This window comes from Amycolatopsis lurida, from assembly GCF_900105055.1.
GTDB lineage: Bacteria > Actinomycetota > Actinomycetes > Mycobacteriales > Pseudonocardiaceae > Amycolatopsis > Amycolatopsis lurida.
In genome coordinates this window covers 639,551-658,475 of record NZ_FNTA01000004.1, presented here as the reverse complement: position 1 = coordinate 658,475, position 18,925 = coordinate 639,551, and the positions used below count along the sequence as shown (strand labels likewise).

Here is an 18,925-nt window from a genome sequence, read left to right as displayed (position 1 = left end):
GAGTGGACATGCCACCAGCCGCGAGGGTCGGCGATCCGACCGGGCACCCAGGCGTCATCGCCGGGCCCGGTGTGCCGACCGTGCTCATCGGCGGGATGCCCGCCGCCACCGTCGGCACGTTGCACACCTGCTCGTTCCCGCCGCCCGCGGTGCATCCGCCGACGCCGGTCGCACCGCCGGGTTGCCCGACGGTGCTGATCGGCGGCCTGCCCGCAGCGCGCATGGGCGACCTGGCCGCCTGCGGCGCGCCGATCGTCATGGGCTGCCCGACCGTCCTGATCGGAGGCTGAGGTGGACTTTCTCGGCAGGGGACTGGCGTTCCCGGTGCGCACCGACGCGACGGGATCGATCGCCTTGGTCGGCGGAGAACGCGAGGTCGTCGAGAGTATCCGGCTGATACTGGCCACCGCTCCCGGTGAACGGCCGATGCGCCCGGAGTTCGGCTGCGCGGTGCACGATCTCGTGTTCGCGCCCGCCGACGCGGCCACCGCCGGGCAAATCGCCTACGAGGTGCGCACCGCGCTGGAGCGGTGGGAGCCGAGGATCACGCTCACCGACGTCGTGGTCGGGTTCGCCGAGGCCGACCAGGGCACGCTGCTGATCGACATCAAGTACCAGCTGCGCGGCACCAACGACCCGCGCAACCTGGTCTTCCCCTTCTACGTCATCCCCGCGCACGAGTCCACTCAGGACGGTGCGTGATGTCGCTGCCCCTGCCCAACCTGGACGACCGCCGGTTCCAGGACCTGGTCGACGAAGCGAAGAGCCTGGTCCAGCGCAACTGTCCGGAGTGGACGGACCACAACGTCTCCGACCCCGGCGTGACGTTGATCGAAACGTTCGCGCAGATGGTCGACCAGGTGCTCTACCGGCTCAACCGGGTGCCGGACCTGCACTACCTGCGGTTCCTCGACCTCATCGGCGTGCGGCTGTTCCCGCCGGCCGCCGCGCGCGCCGACGTGACGTTCTGGCTTTCGGCGGCGCGTGACACCCCGGTGGTCGTCTCCGCGGGAAAACAGGTCGCGAGTGTGCGCGACGAGGTCGAGGACCCCGTCGTGTTCACCGTGGAGCGGACTCTGACGATCGTGCCGTGTTCGCTCGCGGGCCTGGCGACCGGCGGGTCCGACACCGGGGTGCCGCAGGTCGACCGCACCGACGAGCTGCTGGTGGGTGGCGAACCCGCGTGTTTCGCCGAAAGCCCCGCACCCGGCGACGCCGTCTACTTCGGACTGTCGGACGCCGTGCCCGGCTGCGCGGTGCTGCTGCGGGTGGACTGCGAGGTCGAGGGACAGGGCGTCGATCCGCACGACCCGCCGTGGGTGTGGGAGGCCTGGGACGGGCACGGCTGGGCCGCCGGTGAGGTCGACCGGGACAGCACAGGCGCGTTCAACCGACCCGGGGACGTCGTTCTGCACGTGCCGCCGGGGCACACCGTGTCGGTGCTCGCCGGCAGGCACGCGGGCTGGATCCGGTGCCGCTTGACGGAACCGAAACACCATCAGCCGTTCTTCCAGCGGTCGCCGAGGCTGCGCTCGGTCGAAGCGTCGACCATCGGTGGCACGGTCGGCGCGGTGCACGCCGAGGTCGTGCGCGGAGAGGTCGTGGGCACCTCGGACGGCCTGCCCGGACAGCGGTTCCCGCTCGGCAGGCGTCCGGTGGTCGCCGGTGGGGACGAGCTGATCGTGGAGGTGTCCGGTCCCGACGGCCGGCAGGAGTGGACGGAGGTGTCCTCGTTCGCCGAGTCGGGTCCGGACGATCGGCACTTCCAGGTCGACCGGGTCGCCGGCGAGATCGCGTTCGGCCCGGCCGTGCGCCAGCCCGAGGGCGGCATCCGGTACTACGGTGCCGTTCCGGCCAAGGCCGCCGCGATCCGGGTGCCCGCCTACCGGGCAGGCGGTGGGCGGCGGGGGAACGTCGCCCGCGAAGTGCTCGAGGTGCAACGGGATCCGATCCCCTTCGTCAGCGGCGTGGTGAACCGGCGTCCGGCGACCGGCGGGGTGGACGGCGAGCCGGTGGAGGACGCGGCGGTACGCGGACCGCTGCTGCTGCGCACCCGCGACCGCGCCGTCACCGCCGAGGACTACGAACAGCTCGCGCGCGAAGCGGCGCCCGAGGCGGCGAGGGTGCGGTGCGTGCCCGCGCACGGCGCCGACGGCCGCGAGACCGGGGCGATCCGCGTCCTCGTCGTACCCGCCGTTCCCGACACCGGTGAGCTGAAGTTCGCGACGCTGATGCTCGAACCCGGGATGCGCACACGGATCGAGCGGTATCTGGACGAACGCCGCTGTGTCGGCGCCCTCGTGTCCGTGGAAGCGCCGTTCTACCACGGGGTCACGGTCGTCGCCCGGTTGAGGTCGCGCCGCCGGACCACTCCCGGCGCCCTCGGCTCGCGGGCGACGCAGGCGCTCTATGCCTATTTCAACCCCCTCACCGGCGGGCCGGACGGCGATGGCTGGCCGTTCGGGCGGCCGGTGCAGTCGGGTGAGGTCTTCGCGGTGCTGCAACGGCTTCCCGGTGTCGAGCTGGTCGAGGACGTCCGTCTGTTCGCGGCCAATCCGGTCACGCGGGAACGCGGCGAGCAGGTCGACCGGATCGACCTGCCGCCCCATGCGCTCGCGTTCTCGTTCGGGCACCAGGTCCGGGTCCGGGAGAGTGGCGGATGAGAGCGGCCGTGCCCGGGCTGCCGAGCCCCTACCCGATCGGCGAGCAGCTGCCCTCGGTCTACGCCGAAGACCGGTTCGTCCAGGGTTTCACCGGTGCGCTCGACGAAGTGCTCGCACCGGTCTTCGCCACGTTGGACAACTTTTCGGGCTATCTCGACCCGGCACTGGCGCCGGAGGACTTCGTCGGCTGGCTGGCGCACTGGGTGGCGTTGCGCGTCGACGAAGGCTGGAGCCCGGCCCGGTTGCGCGAACTCGTGCTCCGCTCGGTCGAGCTGCATCGGTGGCGCGGCACGCAGCGGGGGCTCGCCGAGCACGTGCGACTGCTGACCGGCGGCGCGGTCGAGGTGACCGACAGCGGCGGTGTCGTGGCGTCGCCGGAACCCGGAGCGCCGCTCCCGGATCCGGGACCGCCGTGGGTCCACGTGCGCGTGCGGGTGCCCGAGCGGGAGCGGATCGACGAACGAGGGCTGACGGCGACGGTCGTGGACGCGGTACCCGCCCACGTTCGCGTCACGGTCGAAGTGGTGGAGGGGTAACGGATGGTCATCTACCGGGAGTGCGGGCATCAGGGCCCCGCCGACGTCGAGTTCTGCGGCGAATGCGGCCGGTACCTGAAATGGGACGACGAGGAACCCGCCGCGGTGCGCCAACCGGCCGCCCAGCAGCAGCTCGTGCAGCCCGCGGAACAGCTCGCTCCGGTTCGGCAGCCTCAGCAGCGGACGGCCGAGGAGCAGGTTCTCCGTCCAGGCGACCTGATCTGCGGCAGATGCGGCAAGGGCAACGTGCCCACCCGCAACTTCTGCGGCCGTTGTGGCGCCTCCCTCGCCGAGTCGGAGGTCGTGAAGACCTCATGGTGGCGACGGCTGTTCGGCCGCGGTCCCCGGGAACACAAGGCGGGGGAGCGGCCGGGCAAGGACGGTGTCCGCCGTCGCGCCGGCCGTGCCGGTGCCGCGCGACGCCGCGCCGGCAAGGCCGTCCGCCGGGTGATCGCCGTGATGCTGGTGCTCTCGGCGCTGATCTACGCGCTCTACCAGCCGTTCCGGGGCGCGATCAACACCGCCGCGCTCGGCCTGTGGAGTCAGGCGACGGGGATCTTCGAAACGAAGCTGAACCCGGTACGCCCGAGCAAGGTGACCGCGAGCGCGGAGTCGCCCGCCCATCCGGGAAACCTGGTCAGCGACAACGCCAAGAACACCTTCTGGTCGGCGGCCGCCCAGCGTGAGCCCGTACTGGTGTTCACCTTCGACCGGCCGGTGGACCTGCGGAAGGCGATCGTGCATTCCGGTGACGGCGCGAACTTCCAGGCCGCGCACCGGCCGAAGACCCTGCATCTCGTGTTCTCCACCGGCAAGACCTACGACATGGTGCTGGCCGATACGCCGGACGCACAGGAAGTCACGATCGAGAACAGCGCGGGGGCGACCGGCGTCGAACTGCACGTGGTCGGGCTGCACCGCTCGCTGGACGGCATGGACGTCGCGATCTCCGAGATCGAGCTGTTCGAGGCAGGCTGAGGAGACAACGTGTCGTGTTGCGAACCGGAGACCAGCCTGCGGGGCCGATCACGACCTCGACCATCCACAAGGGACAGTCGGATCACGCTGGATGTCCGGCACCTAAGCCACCTGGGCAGGCCGCTGACGCTGCGAAAGCCACTTTCCCAACGTTCAACGTTGCGAAAGTGGCTTTCGCAACACGCCACGGTCGACTTACCTCTCGATAACCCTCTTCACCACTCACGACCCCCGCGCGAGACGGCACGAAGTGCTCGGGTCGGGTGCCGGGGTATGTCAGCAGGAAGGACCGGATGACCATGCGCCCGAACCGAGCGGTGGCGGCGATCGCGTTGGTCGCGGTGCTGGGCGGAGCGGCGATCACCGGGGTGTTCGCGCCGGCCGCGGCGCAGCAGCCCGCACCACCCGCCGCGCCCTATCGCGTCGGTTACGTCAGCGCCGCGACGACGGATTTGGCCCAGGCCACCGGCGAGGGCGCGGTGACGGCGCTGCCGCCGGGCGCCGGGGGCGTCGATTCCGACGCGTCCGCGGGCACCGGCGGCCTGGTGTGGGTGAGCAAACGGGCCGTCCGCGACGGTGCCGAGCGGGACGGCGAGATCTGGTACCTGCGGGACGGCGCCCGGGTTCCGGTGCGCCTGACCGACGACGCGACCGCCGACACGCGTCCGGCGTTGTCGCCGGATGGCTCGTCGGTGGCGTTCGTGTCGGAACGCATGGGCAGCAAGGACATCTTCGTGATCGGCGTCGACGGCCGCGGTCCGCGTCAGGTGACCTCCGGGCCGGCGGCGGACGATTCGCCGAGCTGGTCGCCCGACGGCGCCCGTCTCGTGTTCAGCGGTACGGGCGAGGACCCGGCCGGTGACCTCTACACCGTGCCGGCGAGCGGCGGCGCGCCGACTCGACTGACCGCCGACCCCGGCGCGGACACCCAGCCGGCCTGGGCTCCCACCGGTTCCCGGATCGCGTTCACCACCACCAGGTTCGATCCCGCGGGGGACGTCGTGGTCATGGCCGACACCGGTGGCGCGCTCACCCGGGCGGTGCCGGAGCCCGGCGACTCGTCCGAGCCCGCGTGGTCGCCGGACGGTGCGCGCCTGGCCTTCACCACCCGTCAACCGGATCCGCTCGGTGACATCAAGCAGGTCACCCTCCCCGGAGGTCAGGTCTCGGTGATCTCCGCGCTGCCCGCGGTGGGTGAGACCGAACCGGCCTTCCGCGCCGGTGGGCAGCCGGTGTTCACCCGGCTCCGCGGTGGGGACACCACCGACATCTGGAGCGCCGACGCGCGCGGCGGCGACCGCCGCGACCTCACGAACCGCCCGGACGCCGACGAAGCCGATCCCGCTTTCTCGCCGGACGGGACTTCGCTGGCCTACACGGAATTCGGCACCGGTGAGTTCCGGAGCAGCCGGATCGTCGTGGCGAACGCCGACGGTGGCGCGCCGCGACCGCTGACCGGTGGGGGCGACGGCAAGCGGGAGCGCCATCCGGCATGGTCGCCGGACGCGACGAAGATCGCCTTCACCCGGACCGTGACGGTCGGCGAAGGTTCCGACAGTTCCGTGCGGCTCGTGCGCGCCGCGGACGGCCGTCTTCTCGGCGACATCCCCATCCCGGCGCATCTGCGCGGTGACGACTCGCAGCCGGTGTGGTCGGCGGACGGGTCCAAGATCACGCTCACCCGTGCCGCCACGCGGATCGGGCCACCGGGACCGTCCAGAGTGGACCCCGCGATGGTGGACGCCCCGGTCGGGCGCGGTGGTTCGGCGCGGATCGCCAAGACGGTGCAGACCGACCGGATCCGGTCCCTGCCCGATGTCGTCCTGCTGATGGACCAGACCGGCTCCATGGGCGGGGAAGACGGGGTGATCGAGCAGGTCAAGACGAACCTCGGCCAGGTCATCGACAGCGTGCGGGACCGGGAGAAGGAAGCACACTTCGCCGTCGCGGCGTTCGGCGACGTGGGCGACGACAAGAACCAGCCCATCCCGCGCTCGTTCCACGTTCAGCAGCCGCTGACCCCGGCGGGTACCGACGCCGAGCGGAAGCTGCTGTCCGACGCGTTCGCCCGGATCGAGGCGAGGGGCGGCGGAGACACCGCCGAGGACTGGCTGCTGGCCTTGCAGAAGGTCGCGACCGGAGCCATCACCTTCCGCCCCGGCAGCAGCCGGATCGTCGTCCTGGTCGGCGACGCGGCGAGCCATGAAGACCCACCGGAGAAGGGTTCGCCGGTCCGGGCGGCGGTGATCGCCGCGCTGAACGCGGCGGAGATCAGCGTGGTGGCCGTGCCCGCGGTCACCGGCGGGTCGAGCGAGGATTCCGACCACGGCCTCGACGCGCGAGGGCAGGCGACCGCGATCACCAAGGCGACCGACGGTGTCCTCACGCCCGGTACCGACGCCGGCCAGATCGCGCGGGCGATCATCGACGGCATCGGCGACCTCCCGGTCGGCGTCCAGCCGGTGAGCTTCTGCGACCCCGGCCTCACGATGACGTTCGATCCTCCGGGGCCGCACCGGGTTCCCGGCGGCACGGACGCGCGATTCGTCGAAACGGCGACGGTGTCCCCGACGGCCGCACCGGGTTCTTTCCTCCGCTGCCGTGTGGAGTTCCGGGTGAACGGGGAGACCACCGTGCGGCCGGGCTACACCGAGAACGTCACCGTGCGCGTCAAAGATCCGGCCCTGCCCCTGATCACCCTGCACGACCGGACGGTGACCGGAACCGGCCCCACGGTGATCGAATATCCGGTGAGCGCGGTGGACGCGGACGGGACCCCGCTCACCCCGAGCTGCACACCCTTGTCCGGCAGCCTGTTCCCGGTCGGAGCCACCACGGTGACGTGCACGGCGATCGGGAGGAACGGCACCGCCGTCGAGTCCGCGGCCATGGCCGTCGTCCCGCCAGGAGAAACCCGGCGGAAGACGGTGTGGCAGGTCGCCCTGACCCAGCCTTCGCCCGACGTCGTCGTGCCGGGGGACCAGCGTGAGCTTTCGTCGCTGTTCGGCCCCGGCTGCGGTGCGGGGGAGGAAGGAGCGGCGGACGTCTCGCCGGACGGTGCCACACTGGCGTTCCAGAGCCGCAACGCGCTGATCTGTGTCGCTCCCGCCGTCGGCGGGCCGGGCCGGATCCTGGTGCAGCGCGCGGGATTCGTCGACGATCCGGCCTGGTCGCCGGACGGCGGGCTCGTCGCCTACACGAACTTCCCGGGTGAGTCCCCGCCGCAGGTGTCGGTGGTGGCGTTCACCGGCGGCGAGAGCCGGATCCTGATCGACAGCCCCGGCGGGGCCGAACAGCCCGCGTTCCAGCGGATTCCCGAACTCGCCGTGAGCGCGACCGCCGTGCCTGCCGCGATCCCGTTCGAGGGGCTCACCACGTTCGAGTTCGTCGTCGCCAATCGCGGTCCCACCGCGTCACCCGTGGTGGGACTGTTCGTCCGGCTGACCGCCGGTCTGCGACAGGCGGCGGTCCTTCCCACCAAGGGCACCTGCACTCCCGAACTGGTGTGCGCGTTCGGCACGCTCGTTCCGGGGGAGGAGGTGAGGGTGCGGTTCAGCGCGACCGGCCTGGTCGCCGGAGTGCAGGCGGCGACCGGCACGGTCACCACGACGGGCCCCGACGCGGACACGCGCGACAACTCCGCGACGGCGGTCGTGACGGTCGGTGAAAAGCCGGCGCCGCCGGTGACCCCCGGATCCTTGTCGGTCGGGATGTCGGTCTCGGCGGTGCCGTTGTTCGTCGGCGGTGACGATGTGGTGCTGACGTACTTGGTGCACAACGGTGCCCAGGCCGCGATGCCGGGCGTCCGGCTCGTGACCCAGCTGCCACCGGGGCTCCCCGCGACTTCGGCCCCACCCGGCTGTGGGCCGGGCGGCGGCACTTGCGCGCTCGGGACGCTGGCGCCCGATCAGACCGTGGCGGTCCGGATCTCTTTGGCCGCGAAGGCCGCTTTCGATGGCCCGGTGTCGGGCGCGGTGAGCACGACGGGGCCGGACAACAACGCCGGTGACAACACGGCGAACGCGCGCGTGGTGGTCCGGCAGCCGGTGGTCGGGCTGGATCCGAAGATCGGCACACTCGGCTTCGTCCCGCGGGTGCGGGGAACGGACTTCCCGCCGGGCGCGGTGGTCCGGCTGGCCTGGTCGGCGGGTATCTCCGCACCGGGGCTGGTCACCGTCCGCGCGGACGGAAGATTCGAGGCGCCGTTCTTGATCTTCCACCACGACCTGATCGGCCCGCGCACGGTGACCGTGACCTCCGTGGGGGGCGTGAAATTCGGGACGGCGCGGTCGGATCCGATCCTGGTGGTGCTCCGCACCCAGCAGCCGCCGTTCATCACCCGCGGCTGAGGAGAGGTGACACTGCCCCAAGGGGCAACGACCGGCGCACGGCCGCACACCCGTCCGCTGGTGCCGGGCCCGGTTCCGGACGCGCAGACTTCCGGGTATGGGAGCAACGGCGACGCTGTCCGAGGCGGGCCTGGTCGCGGAACCGGGCCAGGAGACCAGCTGCTCGGTGACCATTCGCAATGCCGGGCGGGTCGTCGATCAGTTCGCGATCGAAGTGGTCGGCGACCCCGGTGCGTGGGCCATCGCGGAACCGGCGACGGTGAACCTGATGCCAGGGGAGGCGGGGACGGTCGTCGTCCGGTTCTCGCCGCCGCGGTCGTCCGAAGTCCAGGCCGGCCTGATTCCCTTCGGTGTCAGGGTCTTCTCGAGCGAAGACCCGGCAGGATCGGTGGTCGAGGAGGGCACTCTCCAGCTCGCCGCCTTCACCGAGGTGACCGCCGAAGTCGTTCCGGCGAAAGTGGAGGCCGGTGCCAAGGCCGACTTCGAAGTGGCCGTGGACAACCGCGGGAACCATCCGGTCGCCGTCGAACTGAGCGCGCTCGACCCCGAAGACGAACTCGACTTCCAGCTCGAACGGAACCGGGCCGACCTCGCGCCGGGTACGGCCGCGTTCGTCCGCCTGCGGGCCCGGCCGCGGAAACGGTTCCTGCGCGGGCAACCCGTCCGCCACCGGTTCCAGGTGTTCGTCATCGCCGACGACGCCGAACCGCTCAAGACCGAAGGCACCATGGTGCAGCGCCAGTTGCTGCCCAAGTGGTTGCTGCCGGCGCTGGCCGCGCTGCTGGTGTTGTTGCTGGCCTTGGTGGCGCTGTGGTTCACCGTGCTGAGGCCCGCGGTGAAGTCGGCTGCCCGGGAAGCCGCTCAGGAGCAGAACCAGGAGGTGATCAAGGCGGCGCAGGACGCCGGTGGCGCCGCGGGGGAGGCGAAGAAGGACGCCGTTCAGGCCAAACAGAACTCCGAAGACGCGATGAAGGCCGTCGGGCTGACCCCGCCGGCCGACGGCACGGCTCCTGGCCCCAGGCCATCGAACGGTGTCCCCAACCCGGCGGGCAACGGCGCCGGGACACCGACCGACTTCCGGGTGGCGGCGGAGGCGGCCGTCGACTCGAACGTCAACCGGTTCGCCGAATTCCCCTACACCCTGCCGGATGCCGCGAAAACGTTGGTCATCACCGACCTGATCCTGCAGAACCCGCGTGGCGACAACGGAACCCTGCGGTTGCTGCGCGACGCCGGTGGCACCAAGACCGTGCTGCTGGAAGTGGGGCTCGCGAACTTCCGCGACCTCGACCACCACTGGCTGCAGGCATGGCGGTTCGCCCCCGGGGAAAAGATCGTGCTCGCCGTCAGCTGCCAGGCACCGGGCGGCGGAAGCCGTTGCACCCCGTCGGTCTCGTTCTCCGGCCGAGTGGAATGAACGGGATCAGATCAACCCCTCGCGCAAGGCGAACGCGACGGCATGAGCGCGGTTGCGGAGCTGGAAACGGTTGGTGATGTCGTGCAGGATCGACTTCACCGTCCGCTCGGAGTAGCTCAGCCGGCCGGCGATCTCCTTCGTCTCGAAGCCGTCCGCGATCATCCGCAGCACCTTGGTCTCGCGCTGCGACATCCCGGCCAGATCCCAGCCGTTCGGTTGCAGCACGTCCCGCTGCAACCGGGACACCCGGGACAGCAGACGGCCGAGCAGATCCGGCGGCAGCGCGCCTTCCCCGGCGGCCGCGGCCTTCACCAGCCGCACCAGCGTGTCGGGGGTGGCGTCGACCCGGCGGATGATCGCGGAGACACCGGTGCCCACGACGTCCAGCAACTCCGAGTCGTCCACCTCGCCGGCGACCAGGACGATCCCCGCGCAGCCGGCGCAGTGGAGGCTGCGCAGCAACCGCCGTGCCTCCTCGTTCAGCCGCTCGACGATGACCAGGACGACGGCCTGCTCATCGGAGTCGCCGGCGAAGCGGATCTCAGGACGTGAGCGCAGCGCGGCGGTGACACCCGCGTGCGTGATGGTGTCGGTGGCATGAAGCAGCACCGGGATCTGGTCGACGAGCATCGGTGAACCCCTCCCCGCAACGGCGTTTCGTCCTTCTCAAGGATCGTGCGGACCGGGTTCCGCGAACAGGGATCCGGAGTCCCGATATGTCCCGTTTTGCTACTCCGATCGGGCCACGCCTGTCTTCCTGACCTTGGCGATGGCCTGCGCCCGGTCGGTGACGTGAAGTTTGCGGAAGATGTGGGACACGTGGTTTCGCACCGTTTTCGGGCTGAGCACGAGCCGGTCGGCGATGGAGGCGTTCCCCATGCCCTGCGCGATGAGCCCCATGATCTCCCGTTCGCGCGCGGTCAGCCGCGGAAAGGACTCGTCGCGCGGGGTCTCCGTGCCCAGCAGCGAAAGCACCCGGTTCGCGATGGCCGGGCTGAAGATCGCCTCGCCGTCGCCGATCACCCGCACCGCGCGGACGACCTGCTCGTTGCGCGCTCCCTTGAGCAGGTAGCCGCGCGCACCCGCGCGCATGGCGGCGAACACCGCGGCTTCGCTCTCGAACATGGTCAGCATGAGCACACCGGTGTGCGGGCAGGCGCTGACGATCCGGCGGGTCGCCTCGACGCCGTCGAGGTCCGGGAGGTTCAGATCCATCAGGACGACGTCGGGCTCCGCTCTGCCTGCTTCCGCGACCGCGGTGAGGCCGTCGGGAGCCTGGCCGACGACCTCGACGCCGTCGGTACCGTCGAGCAGCGCGCAGATGGCCGTCCGGAAGGCGGGATGGTCGTCCACCACGAGGACACGGAGGGGCGGGAACATCGCTCACTCCTTGGTGGCGAGCGGCAGCCAGGCGGCGATCCGGGTGCCGCCTGAGGGCACCGGCTCCATCACGCAGCCGCCGCCGAGGTCGACGGCGCGTTCCCGCATCGAACGCAGTCCGGTCCCGCCGACCGCGGGCAGCACCTCGCCGCCCGCGCCGACTCCGTCGTCGACGATCTCCACGCGCAGATCGCCGTCCAGCGGCCAGAGGCGCACCGCGCACTGCCGGGCACCGGAATGGCGGGCGATGTTCACGAGCGCCTCGCGGATGATCCGGTACGCGGTGACCTCCACCTCGGCCGCCAGCGGCGGCAGCTCACCGCGGACCTCGACCGTCACCCCCAGCGGCCCGTGCTCGGCAGGAACCCGGTCGGCGAGCATCCCGGCATACCGGCGCACGGCCGTGACGAGGCACGTTTCGTCGAGCGCGGGCGGGCGGGCGTCGGTCACGATGCGGCGCAATTCGGTGATGGCGCCGTGGAGTTCCTCCTCGAGCCGGGCCAGGAGGCGCTCGGCCCCGGCCCGGTCACGGACGAGCAGTTCGCGGGCGGCGCGCAGCCCGAGCACCGCCACGGCGAGTGTCGGCCCGAGGCCGTCGTGGAGATCGTTGAGCACCGTCTTGAGCCGGTTTTCGTATCCGGAAGGATGAACGACGTCGGTGACGACGAAGGTCCGGCGCATTTTCTCCCCCGTCCGGCGGCATGACCTGGATCCCTTGGCATCCGGGGGAACCAGTTCTCGGCAAGGTGACGCAACCGTCAGCCCAAAGCGCGTAGCGTTCTGGTCACTCGCAGTACTAGTCGCGAAATGCCGTCCCGGCGTTTCCCTGCCTGCCGCCTGCCCGGGTAACGGTTTGGGGCCGATACGTAAACCGCGCGAACAGGGCCGGTCATCCCGGCGATGACCGGCCCCGGTGTGGTCGGCCCGCTCAGGCGGGGGGTTCCTCCTGGAGGGCCCGGACCTCGACCTTGCTGCGCAGCGCCCGCGAGGCCTGTTTGGTCCATTCGATCGCGACGTCGTCGTTTTCGGCTTCGATGATCCAGAAGCCGCCGAGGTATTCCTTGGCTTCGACGAACGGGCCCTGGGTGAGCACGGGGGTGTCCCCGGAGTAGTCGACCGTGGTCGCGGTCGACGGGGGCTGCAGGCCTCCGGCGGTCACGAACGCGCCCGCCTCCTCGAGGGCGGTGTTGAACGCGCCGACCGCGGCGATGATCTCCTGCAGCTCCGCGGGGTCCATGTTCTCCATCGTCGGCTCCTCGGCCGAGTCGTGCGGGAGGCTCAGGAAATACTTCGTCATGGTCGTCTCCTTGTCGTTGGCGATGCCGGAAACGCTAGGCGAGGCCCACCGCCGACGAATCAGTCATCGTGACTGGTGTCCGGCACACCGGCGACCGCCGCCTGCCGTCAGACGAAGCCGGCCAGCTCGGCGCGCCCGGTGACGCCGAGCTTCGGATACGCCTTGTAGAGGTGGTGGCCGACGGTCCGTGGACTGAGGAAGAGCTGAGCGGCGATGTCCTTGTTGGTGTGACCGGTGGCGGCCAGCCGTACGACCTGCAACTCCTGCGGGGTCAACAGAGTGAGCGGGCCGCTGCGCCGAGGCTCGTCGCCCCGCTCGCCGAAGGCGGCCAGCTCGCCGCGCGCACGCTCGGCCCAGAGCGCCGCGCCGAGGTCCTCGAACGCGGACACCGCCGCCGCGAGATGGGCGCGGGCCTCGGTACGGCGGCGCCGGCGGCGCAGCCACTCGCCGTAGACCAGCTGTGTACGGGCACGTTCGTACGGGCCGCCGTTCCGCTCCTGGAGCCGCAGCGCTCCGGCGTACAGCGCGTCGGCGTCGGCGTCGTCGGCCAGCAAGGCCCGGCAACGCAGGACGAGTCCGGTGGCGACCGGGCGGTCGACGTGCTCGGCCCAGTGCCGGAACTCCACCAAGGGTCCGTGGGCGCGATCCGGCTCGCCGCCGCGCACGGCGGCCTCCACCAGATCCGGCACCGCCCGGACCAGGAGGTCGCGGCTCGCAGGTCCCCGGCACACCCTTTCGAGCCGGTCGAGTGCTTCCCCGAACCGCCGGGCGGACAGGTCGAGCATGCCGAGACCCCAGTCCGCGATCTCGGCGTTGACCCGGTGCCGGGTCCGGGCCCCCTGGAGCACCTCCTCGGCAAGGGCCCGGCAGCGTGACTCGTCACCCGACACGGCGTGCAACCACACCTCCACCGAACGGTGGGCCAGGCGCTCGGTCGTGTTCCCGAGTTCGGCGCTCACGGCCGCGCCTTCCGCGACACAGGCGCGGGCGTCCGCGAACTCGCCGCGGAACAGCCGCGCCACGGCGAGCACGTTCAAGATGTACGGGACCCACCCCAGCGTTCCGGTGGCCCGCGCCTCGGCCAGCATGTCCTCGGTCCCGGTGAGGACGCCGTCGTCGTCCGCGAGCATGAGCCCGCCGATCGCGGCCGTGATGCGCTGCATCAGATCGTTCCCGCCGCCGGGTGAGGCGGTGTAGAGGGCGCGCATCGGGCCGACGGCCCGCTCCGGGCGACCGGCGAAGAGCTCCGCCCACCCGAGAAGGGCGTCGACGACGGGTGCCCAGTGTTCCGGCGGGCCGAACCCGCGCATCAGATCCGCCGCACGCCGCAGGAGGTCGTGCGCCGCCCCGTGCCGGGCGGCGTGCGCGGCTTCGTAGAGCGTGAGCGCGGCACGCTCAGGGTCGGTGTCGCGCACCAACGCGGCGGCCTCGAGCGTCAGCTCCGCGTCGGCCCGGGGCGAGGTGCGTTCGTACTCCACGGCGCCACGGGTGTAGATGGCATCGGCCCGGACACCGGTGTCGGCGGTGAGCGCGAGCGCTTCGGCCGCCAGCCGGGCGGCGCGGTCGGCCTTGCCCGCGTCGAAAGCGGCCTGGCTGGCCCGGCCGATACGCCGGGCCTTCAGCTCCCGGTCGGCGCTGAGCCGGCCGGCACGTTCGTAAGCCGCGCACACCGCCATCGCGCCGCCTCGGTGCCAGGCCCGCTCCGCCACCTCTTCGAGTTCGGCCGCCACCGCCTCGTCGGGTTTGGTGGTGGCGGCAGCGAGGTGCCAGGCCCGTCGGTCGGCATCGGCGTCCGCTCGCAACGCTTCGGCGTACGCGCGATGTACCTCGATCCGCCGGTGCAGCGGCGCGTCCTGGTAGGCGGCTGCCCGTACCAGGGGGTGGCGGAAGGTGATCCGGCTGTCGATCCGGAGCAGCCGGTCGCGTTCGGCGGGCGCCAGGTCGCCGGGCGCGCCGCCGAGGGCTTCGATCACGTGCAGGATCGTCGCAAGCGGCGCCGCCGTGTCCGCCGCCGCCGCCAGCAGCGCGCGCTGGGTGGGTTCGGGAAGCTCGACGATCTGGCGGCGGAACGCCTCCTGCACACGGCGGGTCACCGGCAGCGGGCCGACCTGCTCGGCCGGGTCGGACTCGTCGACATCGCGTGCCGCGAGCCGCGACGACCCGAGTTCGATGATCGCCAGTGGATTGCCGCCGGACTCCGCGAGGACCCTCGTCCGCACCGGTCCGACGAGTTCCGGTGCGTGGTCGTCCAGCAGCCGGGCGGCGTCGGGCGCGGCGAGGCCGGACAGATCCACGGCCTCGAGGCCCGCGAGTTCGACCGGTGCCGACGTCTCGCGCACCGCGAACAGCATCGCGATCGGGTCGGCCACGAAGCGGCGGGCCGCGAACAACAGTGCCTCCACGGAACCCTGGTCGAGCCATTGCAGGTCGTCGACCGCGCACAGCAGAGGGGCGTCCTCGGCCAGCGCGGCGAGCAACGACAGAGTGCCCGCGGAGATCAGGAACCGGTTGGCGTCGTCTCCCTCGGCCAGGCCGAAAGCGCACCGCAGTGCCGTCGCCTGGGGAGTGGGCAGGGCGCCCAGCCGATCCAAGTGTGGGAACAGGAGTTGATGCAGACCGCCATACGCGAGCTCGGAATCGGACTCGACACCCGCCCCGCGGACCACCCGCATGCCCTCGGCTTCGGCGATCGACACAGCGTGGTCGAGAAGAACCGATTTCCCGATGCCCGCCGCACCCCGCAGCGCCAGCACGCCGCTGTGCGCGTCACGCGCGTCCGCCAGCAGGCGTTGAGCCCGCGCCAGCTCGGCGTCCCTTCCCCTCAGCGACATGCGGTCACCCTAAAGGGTGGCCTGATTGCCGCGACGGCTCCTCAGCTCCAGGCGAACAGGTCCTGCTTGAGGTTCATCGCCGCGAAGAGGTGATCGCGAGACGTTTCGAGTTCCCGGCGCGGCGCTCGGCCTGCTCGGCAACGCCACTGGCGGTGGCCCACGTGACTCCGGCCGGAAAATCGATCAAGGGTTGAAACTCGAGGCGGCCGGGTACCTCAAGATCCATGTGGATGGTGCTGGTGACCCCGTTGGTGATCATGGTGTTCGCCCTGATCATGGAACGCGTCGAAGTGACCGTTCCGGTCGTGAGACCGCGCCGGGCGCGGCCCGCGACTGTTCAGGTTCTGCCGGCCGACCGCGCACCATCGTTCGGAGTACGGGGTAGCGCCAAGGCGGCGTAGCGGGTCGAACGCCGACGCCGGTCAGGGGTCTTTCAGTCGAAGTCGAAGTCGACGTCGTCCCCGTCGAAGCCCCTTTCGCGGTCGTCGCGCTCGCTGCTGCTGTGCGGCCCTTCGGGGAACCCGGCGATCGCGGCGCCCATGGTGGTCAGCCCCAGGCCGCAGTAGAGCAGCCCGACCAGTATGCGGGTGATATCGGCGGTGGGCTCGCCCGCGCCGTTCGTGACGGTGATGTCGCCTGCCACGGCCAGCACGGCCAAGACCGTCAAGCAGGCTCCGAGCAAAAACCCGGCCAGGCGGGCCATCGATCTCCGGAAGCTCAGAGCGCGCTTCTGTCCCTTGGACATGGCGACGACGCTACGCGGACACCAACGCCTGGTGCACCGCCAACGGGAGGCCGGTGGCGCCGTAGCGGGCGGTCCTGCGCAGGTCACGGACAGCGAGCGCGGCCACCATCAGATCGAGTTCGAGTTTTCCCCGGACGGCGCTATCGCGGCATTTCCCGCGTGAACAAAGCTGATCCGATGCCGGAAACGCTCGAGCCGCCGAGGCTCTCTGCCCTGGAAATGCTGAAGTACCAAGGTGATCCGCTCGCGGATGCCGTCGTCGCCGAGTTGGTGGCCGACGAGCGGACGACTGCGGTGAACGAGGTGCTGGCGCATTTCCGGGACAACGACCAGCCCATTCCGGAAGAATTGCCGGAATCGGTGCGCCGGTATCTGATCGAGACCGACGCGCCGCCGGGTTGGACGGACCTCGAGCGGGTCGCGGGTGCGTACGAATTCTTCGTCGACGACGGTATGCACGTCGCTTCGGTGCTGTCGTTCGGGGCGATGGTGAACTGTTATGCCCAGCCACGTCCGTCTCGCGTCCTGTCGCTGACCCATCGGCTCAATCAGCCGCACCGCCGGCTGTCGGAGACCTCCCAGTTCGTGCTGAACCTCATGGGCCGCGATCCGTTCGGTTCCGGTGGCAGTTTCGTCCCCACGATCCAGAAGACCAGGCTGATCCACGCGGCCGTCCGGTATTTCATCACCCGGTGCGGTGCGTGGGATGTCGAGGCGGACGGAATCCCGCTGTGCCAGCAGGACATGTTGGGAGCACTGCTGATCTTCTCGGTGCAGGTCATCGACGGAATGCGCCGGATGGGCATCACGGTGACCGACCGGGAAGCCGAGGACTACTACTACGTCTGGCGGGTGACGGGCGCGATGCTCGGCATTCCCGCCGAAGCCATGCCTGGAACACTGCGGGAGGCTCAAGCACTGAACGCCGAACTCGTCGAGGTGAGCTACGGCCCCTCCCCGGAAGGCATCGAACTGACCCGCAACCTCTTGCGCCTCTACGAAAACTTGGTGCCCGGCAAAGCCTTCGACGGCGTGGTCGCCGCGATGGTCCGCCAGGTCGTCACCCCAGAAGTCGCCGACTGGCTCGAAGTGCCACGCTCACGCGGCTGGGGTCGCACCGTCGGCGCGGGCGTACGGGCCATGCGACTGCTCGAACGATCAGAGGACCGCAGCCGGGTGGCCACGGCGGTACTCGACAAGGCAGGCGATCTCTTGCTCGGTGGGAGCGTCCGCACGCTCACCGATGGACAACCCACCGCCTTGACCATCCCCACGGACCTCCGGGAGAAATGGCTCGCCGCAGGCGTTTGCCCCGTCCAGCGGACATGACATCGCCACCCGGAATCGTTCGTGGGGATGGAACGAGCCTTACTTCTTGGAACCGGCGGGGACTGGCTGCGTGATCACCGCGAGAGGTCCTACCGGTGGGGCTACGGCCACTACGGCATTTCGCCGCACTCGGCGCGAGCCTGGAGGTGGCGGTCGAAAAACCGGGCATCACCTGCCCGCCTCGCCGCTCGTGATCAGCCACGACGTCCCCTGCGTCCTGCTTGACATGAGCGAGCGTGCTCGCCGGCCGGGAGGTGACGGCGAGCACGACGGCCCGTGCTTCAGTTCCGCAGCTCGGGTGGCACGTATTCGAAAGTCGGACCCGCGGTCGTCGTCCCGTCGCCGGTCGGCATCTTCATCAGCGCCAGCGCCTGCTTGCGCAGCCCGAACATCGTGCCGACGGCGTCCTGCAGCCCGCCCGGGCTGCCGTTGAATGCCTCCTCCAGCTGATAGAGCAGCAGGCTGTAGGTCTGGTTGAACTCCTCCTGCGCGACCCGGATCGGGCTCCCCTCCGGATGGTCGGCGGTCCGCGGGTCAGGTCGCATCGGCAGCACGCCGTCGAGGTCGACCGCGATCTCCTCGCCGGTCGGCCCGGACTGCGGTGTGTCGCCGGTCCGGTAGCGGCGGCCGAGCCGGAGCTCCTGGAACCGGTAGTAGTGCGCGACCTCTTCCCGCTCGGGGTGGAAGACGTCGCGATCGCCGTCCCACACGTCCGTGCGCGCGGCGCCCTCGCCCTGTTCGACGACCTCCGCCAGCGCGGCCAGTGCCGACTTCAGGTCGTGGACCGGTATGACCTCGCCACCCCCGCCCCTGAGGTGGAGCTCGCCGATCTGCCGGGCCGGATCGCCGCTGAAGACCTGCTCTTCGCCCAGCTTGTCGCACAGAACACGGAAGCCGGCTTCGATGGCGGCGTAGAACTGCCCGATCGTCCGGTATTCGTCGGTCTGCGGTGGCGCGTCCGCCGCCGCGGGCTGCTCGATGCGCAGGAACAGCTCGAGGGCTTCGGGCCCGAACGGGGCAAGGTGGACGTGCACGGACCGGTCGCCGTGCGGCAGCGGATGCGGGTACGGCGGCAGCAGCTCCGGCGTGTCGAGCTTGGGGGTGCCGCCGACGGCGTTGAGCAGGTTCGCCGCCAGCGCCAGGTGGATCATCTCCTCGGCGAGGACCGTGCCGACGACTTGGGTGGCTTCGGCGTTGCGGGCCGGGTCCAACGAGTACAGCGCGCACAGGTACGGGGGGATCGTCGCGTGCTCGAGCTCGATCGCCCATTGCAGGTGGCGGCGGAGATCGTCGATCGTTTCGATGGCGTGGGCGCCACTGGTGTCCATGCGATACCTCGGTTCGTCGGAGCACTGTCGCCAGGCAGGACAGGGCGCCACGGAGGTTTGTGACATCCGGGC

16 protein-coding genes are annotated in these 18,925 nt (G+C 70.8%); 8 read left to right on the top strand and 8 right to left on the bottom strand.

All coding sequences use genetic code 11. From position 1 onward, the window contains the following. Positions 1 to 8 precede the first annotated feature (8 nt). The 7 genes from BLW75_RS08150 (at position 9) to BLW75_RS08120 (ending at position 9,943) form a co-directional block, all read left to right on the top strand. Positions 9 to 290 (top strand): PAAR domain-containing protein, encoded by a 282-nt coding sequence (locus BLW75_RS08150; RefSeq protein ID WP_034307364.1) that lies wholly within the window; start codon positions 9 to 11, stop codon positions 288 to 290. A 1-nt stretch (position 291) separates the two neighbouring features. Then, positions 292 to 702 carry a GPW/gp25 family protein gene (locus tag BLW75_RS08145; protein WP_034307362.1) on the top strand — a complete coding sequence of 137 codons (411 nt, stop codon included), beginning with the start codon at positions 292 to 294 and terminating at the stop codon, positions 700 to 702. Then, the gene (locus BLW75_RS08140) at positions 702 to 2,663 is read left to right on the top strand and encodes a putative baseplate assembly protein (RefSeq protein WP_034307360.1); all 1,962 of its coding nucleotides are present in this window, start codon (positions 702 to 704) and stop codon (positions 2,661 to 2,663) included. The genes BLW75_RS08145 and BLW75_RS08140 overlap by 1 nt, the downstream gene beginning before the upstream one ends. Beyond that, positions 2,660 to 3,199, top strand: coding sequence for a phage tail protein (locus BLW75_RS08135; RefSeq protein WP_034307358.1), 540 nt, complete (start codon positions 2,660 to 2,662; stop codon positions 3,197 to 3,199). Before BLW75_RS08140 ends, BLW75_RS08135 begins: the two co-directional genes overlap by 4 nt. A 3-nt stretch (positions 3,200 to 3,202) precedes the next feature. After that, entirely contained in the window at positions 3,203 to 4,177 is a 975-nt protein-coding gene (locus tag BLW75_RS08130; protein ID WP_034307354.1) for an NADase-type glycan-binding domain-containing protein, read from the top strand. A 299-nt stretch (positions 4,178 to 4,476) separates the two neighbouring features. Then, a complete protein-coding gene (locus BLW75_RS08125; protein ID WP_034307572.1) occupies positions 4,477 to 8,526 on the top strand; it encodes a VWA domain-containing protein in 4,050 nt (1,349 codons plus the stop codon). 97 nt (positions 8,527 to 8,623) lie between these two features. After that, positions 8,624 to 9,943 (top strand): COG1470 family protein, encoded by a 1,320-nt coding sequence (locus BLW75_RS08120; protein WP_034307351.1) that lies wholly within the window; start codon positions 8,624 to 8,626, stop codon positions 9,941 to 9,943. A gap of 6 nt (positions 9,944 to 9,949) precedes the next feature. On the opposite strand, the gene BLW75_RS08115 is transcribed toward BLW75_RS08120, so the two are convergent. The 7 genes from BLW75_RS08115 to BLW75_RS08090 all read right to left on the bottom strand — a co-directional run bounded on the left by BLW75_RS08115 (position 9,950) and on the right by BLW75_RS08090 (position 16,196). Next, positions 9,950 to 10,573: a response regulator transcription factor gene (locus BLW75_RS08115; RefSeq protein WP_034307349.1), complete on the bottom strand. Its 624-nt coding sequence runs from the start codon at positions 10,571 to 10,573 to the stop codon at positions 9,950 to 9,952. Positions 10,574 to 10,672: 99 nt separating this feature from the next. Next, entirely contained in the window at positions 10,673 to 11,323 is a 651-nt protein-coding gene (locus BLW75_RS08110) for a response regulator (protein WP_034307348.1), read from the bottom strand. A 3-nt stretch (positions 11,324 to 11,326) separates the two neighbouring features. Then, positions 11,327 to 12,004 carry a sensor histidine kinase gene (locus BLW75_RS08105; protein ID WP_034307345.1) on the bottom strand — a complete coding sequence of 226 codons (678 nt, stop codon included), beginning with the start codon at positions 12,002 to 12,004 and terminating at the stop codon, positions 11,327 to 11,329. Positions 12,005 to 12,251: 247 nt separating this feature from the next. Further along, the gene (locus tag BLW75_RS08100) at positions 12,252 to 12,620 is read right to left on the bottom strand and encodes a YciI family protein (protein ID WP_034307343.1); all 369 of its coding nucleotides are present in this window, start codon (positions 12,618 to 12,620) and stop codon (positions 12,252 to 12,254) included. Positions 12,621 to 12,727: 107 nt separating this feature from the next. Next, on the bottom strand, positions 12,728 to 15,451 hold the full coding sequence (locus BLW75_RS08095; protein ID WP_034307340.1) for a helix-turn-helix transcriptional regulator: 2,724 nt from the start codon (positions 15,449 to 15,451) through the stop codon (positions 12,728 to 12,730). 73 nt (positions 15,452 to 15,524) lie between these two features. Further along, positions 15,525 to 15,710 carry a hypothetical protein gene (locus tag BLW75_RS42755; RefSeq protein ID WP_158005362.1) on the bottom strand — a complete coding sequence of 62 codons (186 nt, stop codon included), beginning with the start codon at positions 15,708 to 15,710 and terminating at the stop codon, positions 15,525 to 15,527. A gap of 174 nt (positions 15,711 to 15,884) precedes the next feature. After that, on the bottom strand, positions 15,885 to 16,196 hold the full coding sequence (locus BLW75_RS08090) for a hypothetical protein (protein WP_143055310.1): 312 nt from the start codon (positions 16,194 to 16,196) through the stop codon (positions 15,885 to 15,887). A 177-nt stretch (positions 16,197 to 16,373) separates the two neighbouring features. Between BLW75_RS08090 and BLW75_RS08085 the strand changes: the two genes are divergently transcribed. Next, positions 16,374 to 17,525 carry an oxygenase MpaB family protein gene (locus BLW75_RS08085; protein ID WP_034307570.1) on the top strand — a complete coding sequence of 384 codons (1,152 nt, stop codon included), beginning with the start codon at positions 16,374 to 16,376 and terminating at the stop codon, positions 17,523 to 17,525. 281 nt (positions 17,526 to 17,806) lie between these two features. Here BLW75_RS08085 and BLW75_RS08080 read toward each other — a convergent pair whose 3' ends face one another. Next, positions 17,807 to 18,853, bottom strand: a complete 1,047-nt coding sequence (locus BLW75_RS08080; RefSeq protein WP_034307334.1) for a ferritin-like domain-containing protein — start codon at positions 18,851 to 18,853, stop codon at positions 17,807 to 17,809. Between the last annotated feature and the right edge of the window lie 72 nt (positions 18,854 to 18,925).

Excerpts from the sequence above, each read along its gene's own strand:
- BLW75_RS08150 (WP_034307364.1), top strand. The coding sequence starts at position 9 with ATGCCACCAGCCGCGAGGGTCGGCGATCCGACCGGGCACCCAGGCGTC.
- BLW75_RS08140 (WP_034307360.1), top strand. The coding sequence starts at position 702 with ATGTCGCTGCCCCTGCCCAACCTGGACGACCGCCGGTTCCAGGACCTG.
- BLW75_RS08135 (WP_034307358.1), top strand. The coding sequence starts at position 2,660 with ATGAGAGCGGCCGTGCCCGGGCTGCCGAGCCCCTACCCGATCGGCGAG.
- BLW75_RS08130 (WP_034307354.1), top strand. The coding sequence starts at position 3,203 with ATGGTCATCTACCGGGAGTGCGGGCATCAGGGCCCCGCCGACGTCGAG.
- BLW75_RS08125 (WP_034307572.1), top strand. The coding sequence starts at position 4,477 with ATGCGCCCGAACCGAGCGGTGGCGGCGATCGCGTTGGTCGCGGTGCTG.
- BLW75_RS08120 (WP_034307351.1), top strand. The coding sequence starts at position 8,624 with ATGGGAGCAACGGCGACGCTGTCCGAGGCGGGCCTGGTCGCGGAACCG.
- BLW75_RS08115 (WP_034307349.1), bottom strand. The coding sequence starts at position 10,573 with ATGCTCGTCGACCAGATCCCGGTGCTGCTTCATGCCACCGACACCATC.
- BLW75_RS08110 (WP_034307348.1), bottom strand. The coding sequence starts at position 11,323 with ATGTTCCCGCCCCTCCGTGTCCTCGTGGTGGACGACCATCCCGCCTTC.
- BLW75_RS08105 (WP_034307345.1), bottom strand. The coding sequence starts at position 12,004 with ATGCGCCGGACCTTCGTCGTCACCGACGTCGTTCATCCTTCCGGATAC.
- BLW75_RS08100 (WP_034307343.1), bottom strand. The coding sequence starts at position 12,620 with ATGACGAAGTATTTCCTGAGCCTCCCGCACGACTCGGCCGAGGAGCCG.
- BLW75_RS08095 (WP_034307340.1), bottom strand. The coding sequence starts at position 15,451 with ATGTCGCTGAGGGGAAGGGACGCCGAGCTGGCGCGGGCTCAACGCCTG.
- BLW75_RS42755 (WP_158005362.1), bottom strand. The coding sequence starts at position 15,710 with ATGATCACCAACGGGGTCACCAGCACCATCCACATGGATCTTGAGGTA.
- BLW75_RS08090 (WP_143055310.1), bottom strand. The coding sequence starts at position 16,196 with ATGTCCAAGGGACAGAAGCGCGCTCTGAGCTTCCGGAGATCGATGGCC.
- BLW75_RS08085 (WP_034307570.1), top strand. The coding sequence starts at position 16,374 with ATGCCGGAAACGCTCGAGCCGCCGAGGCTCTCTGCCCTGGAAATGCTG.
- BLW75_RS08080 (WP_034307334.1), bottom strand. The coding sequence starts at position 18,853 with ATGGACACCAGTGGCGCCCACGCCATCGAAACGATCGACGATCTCCGC.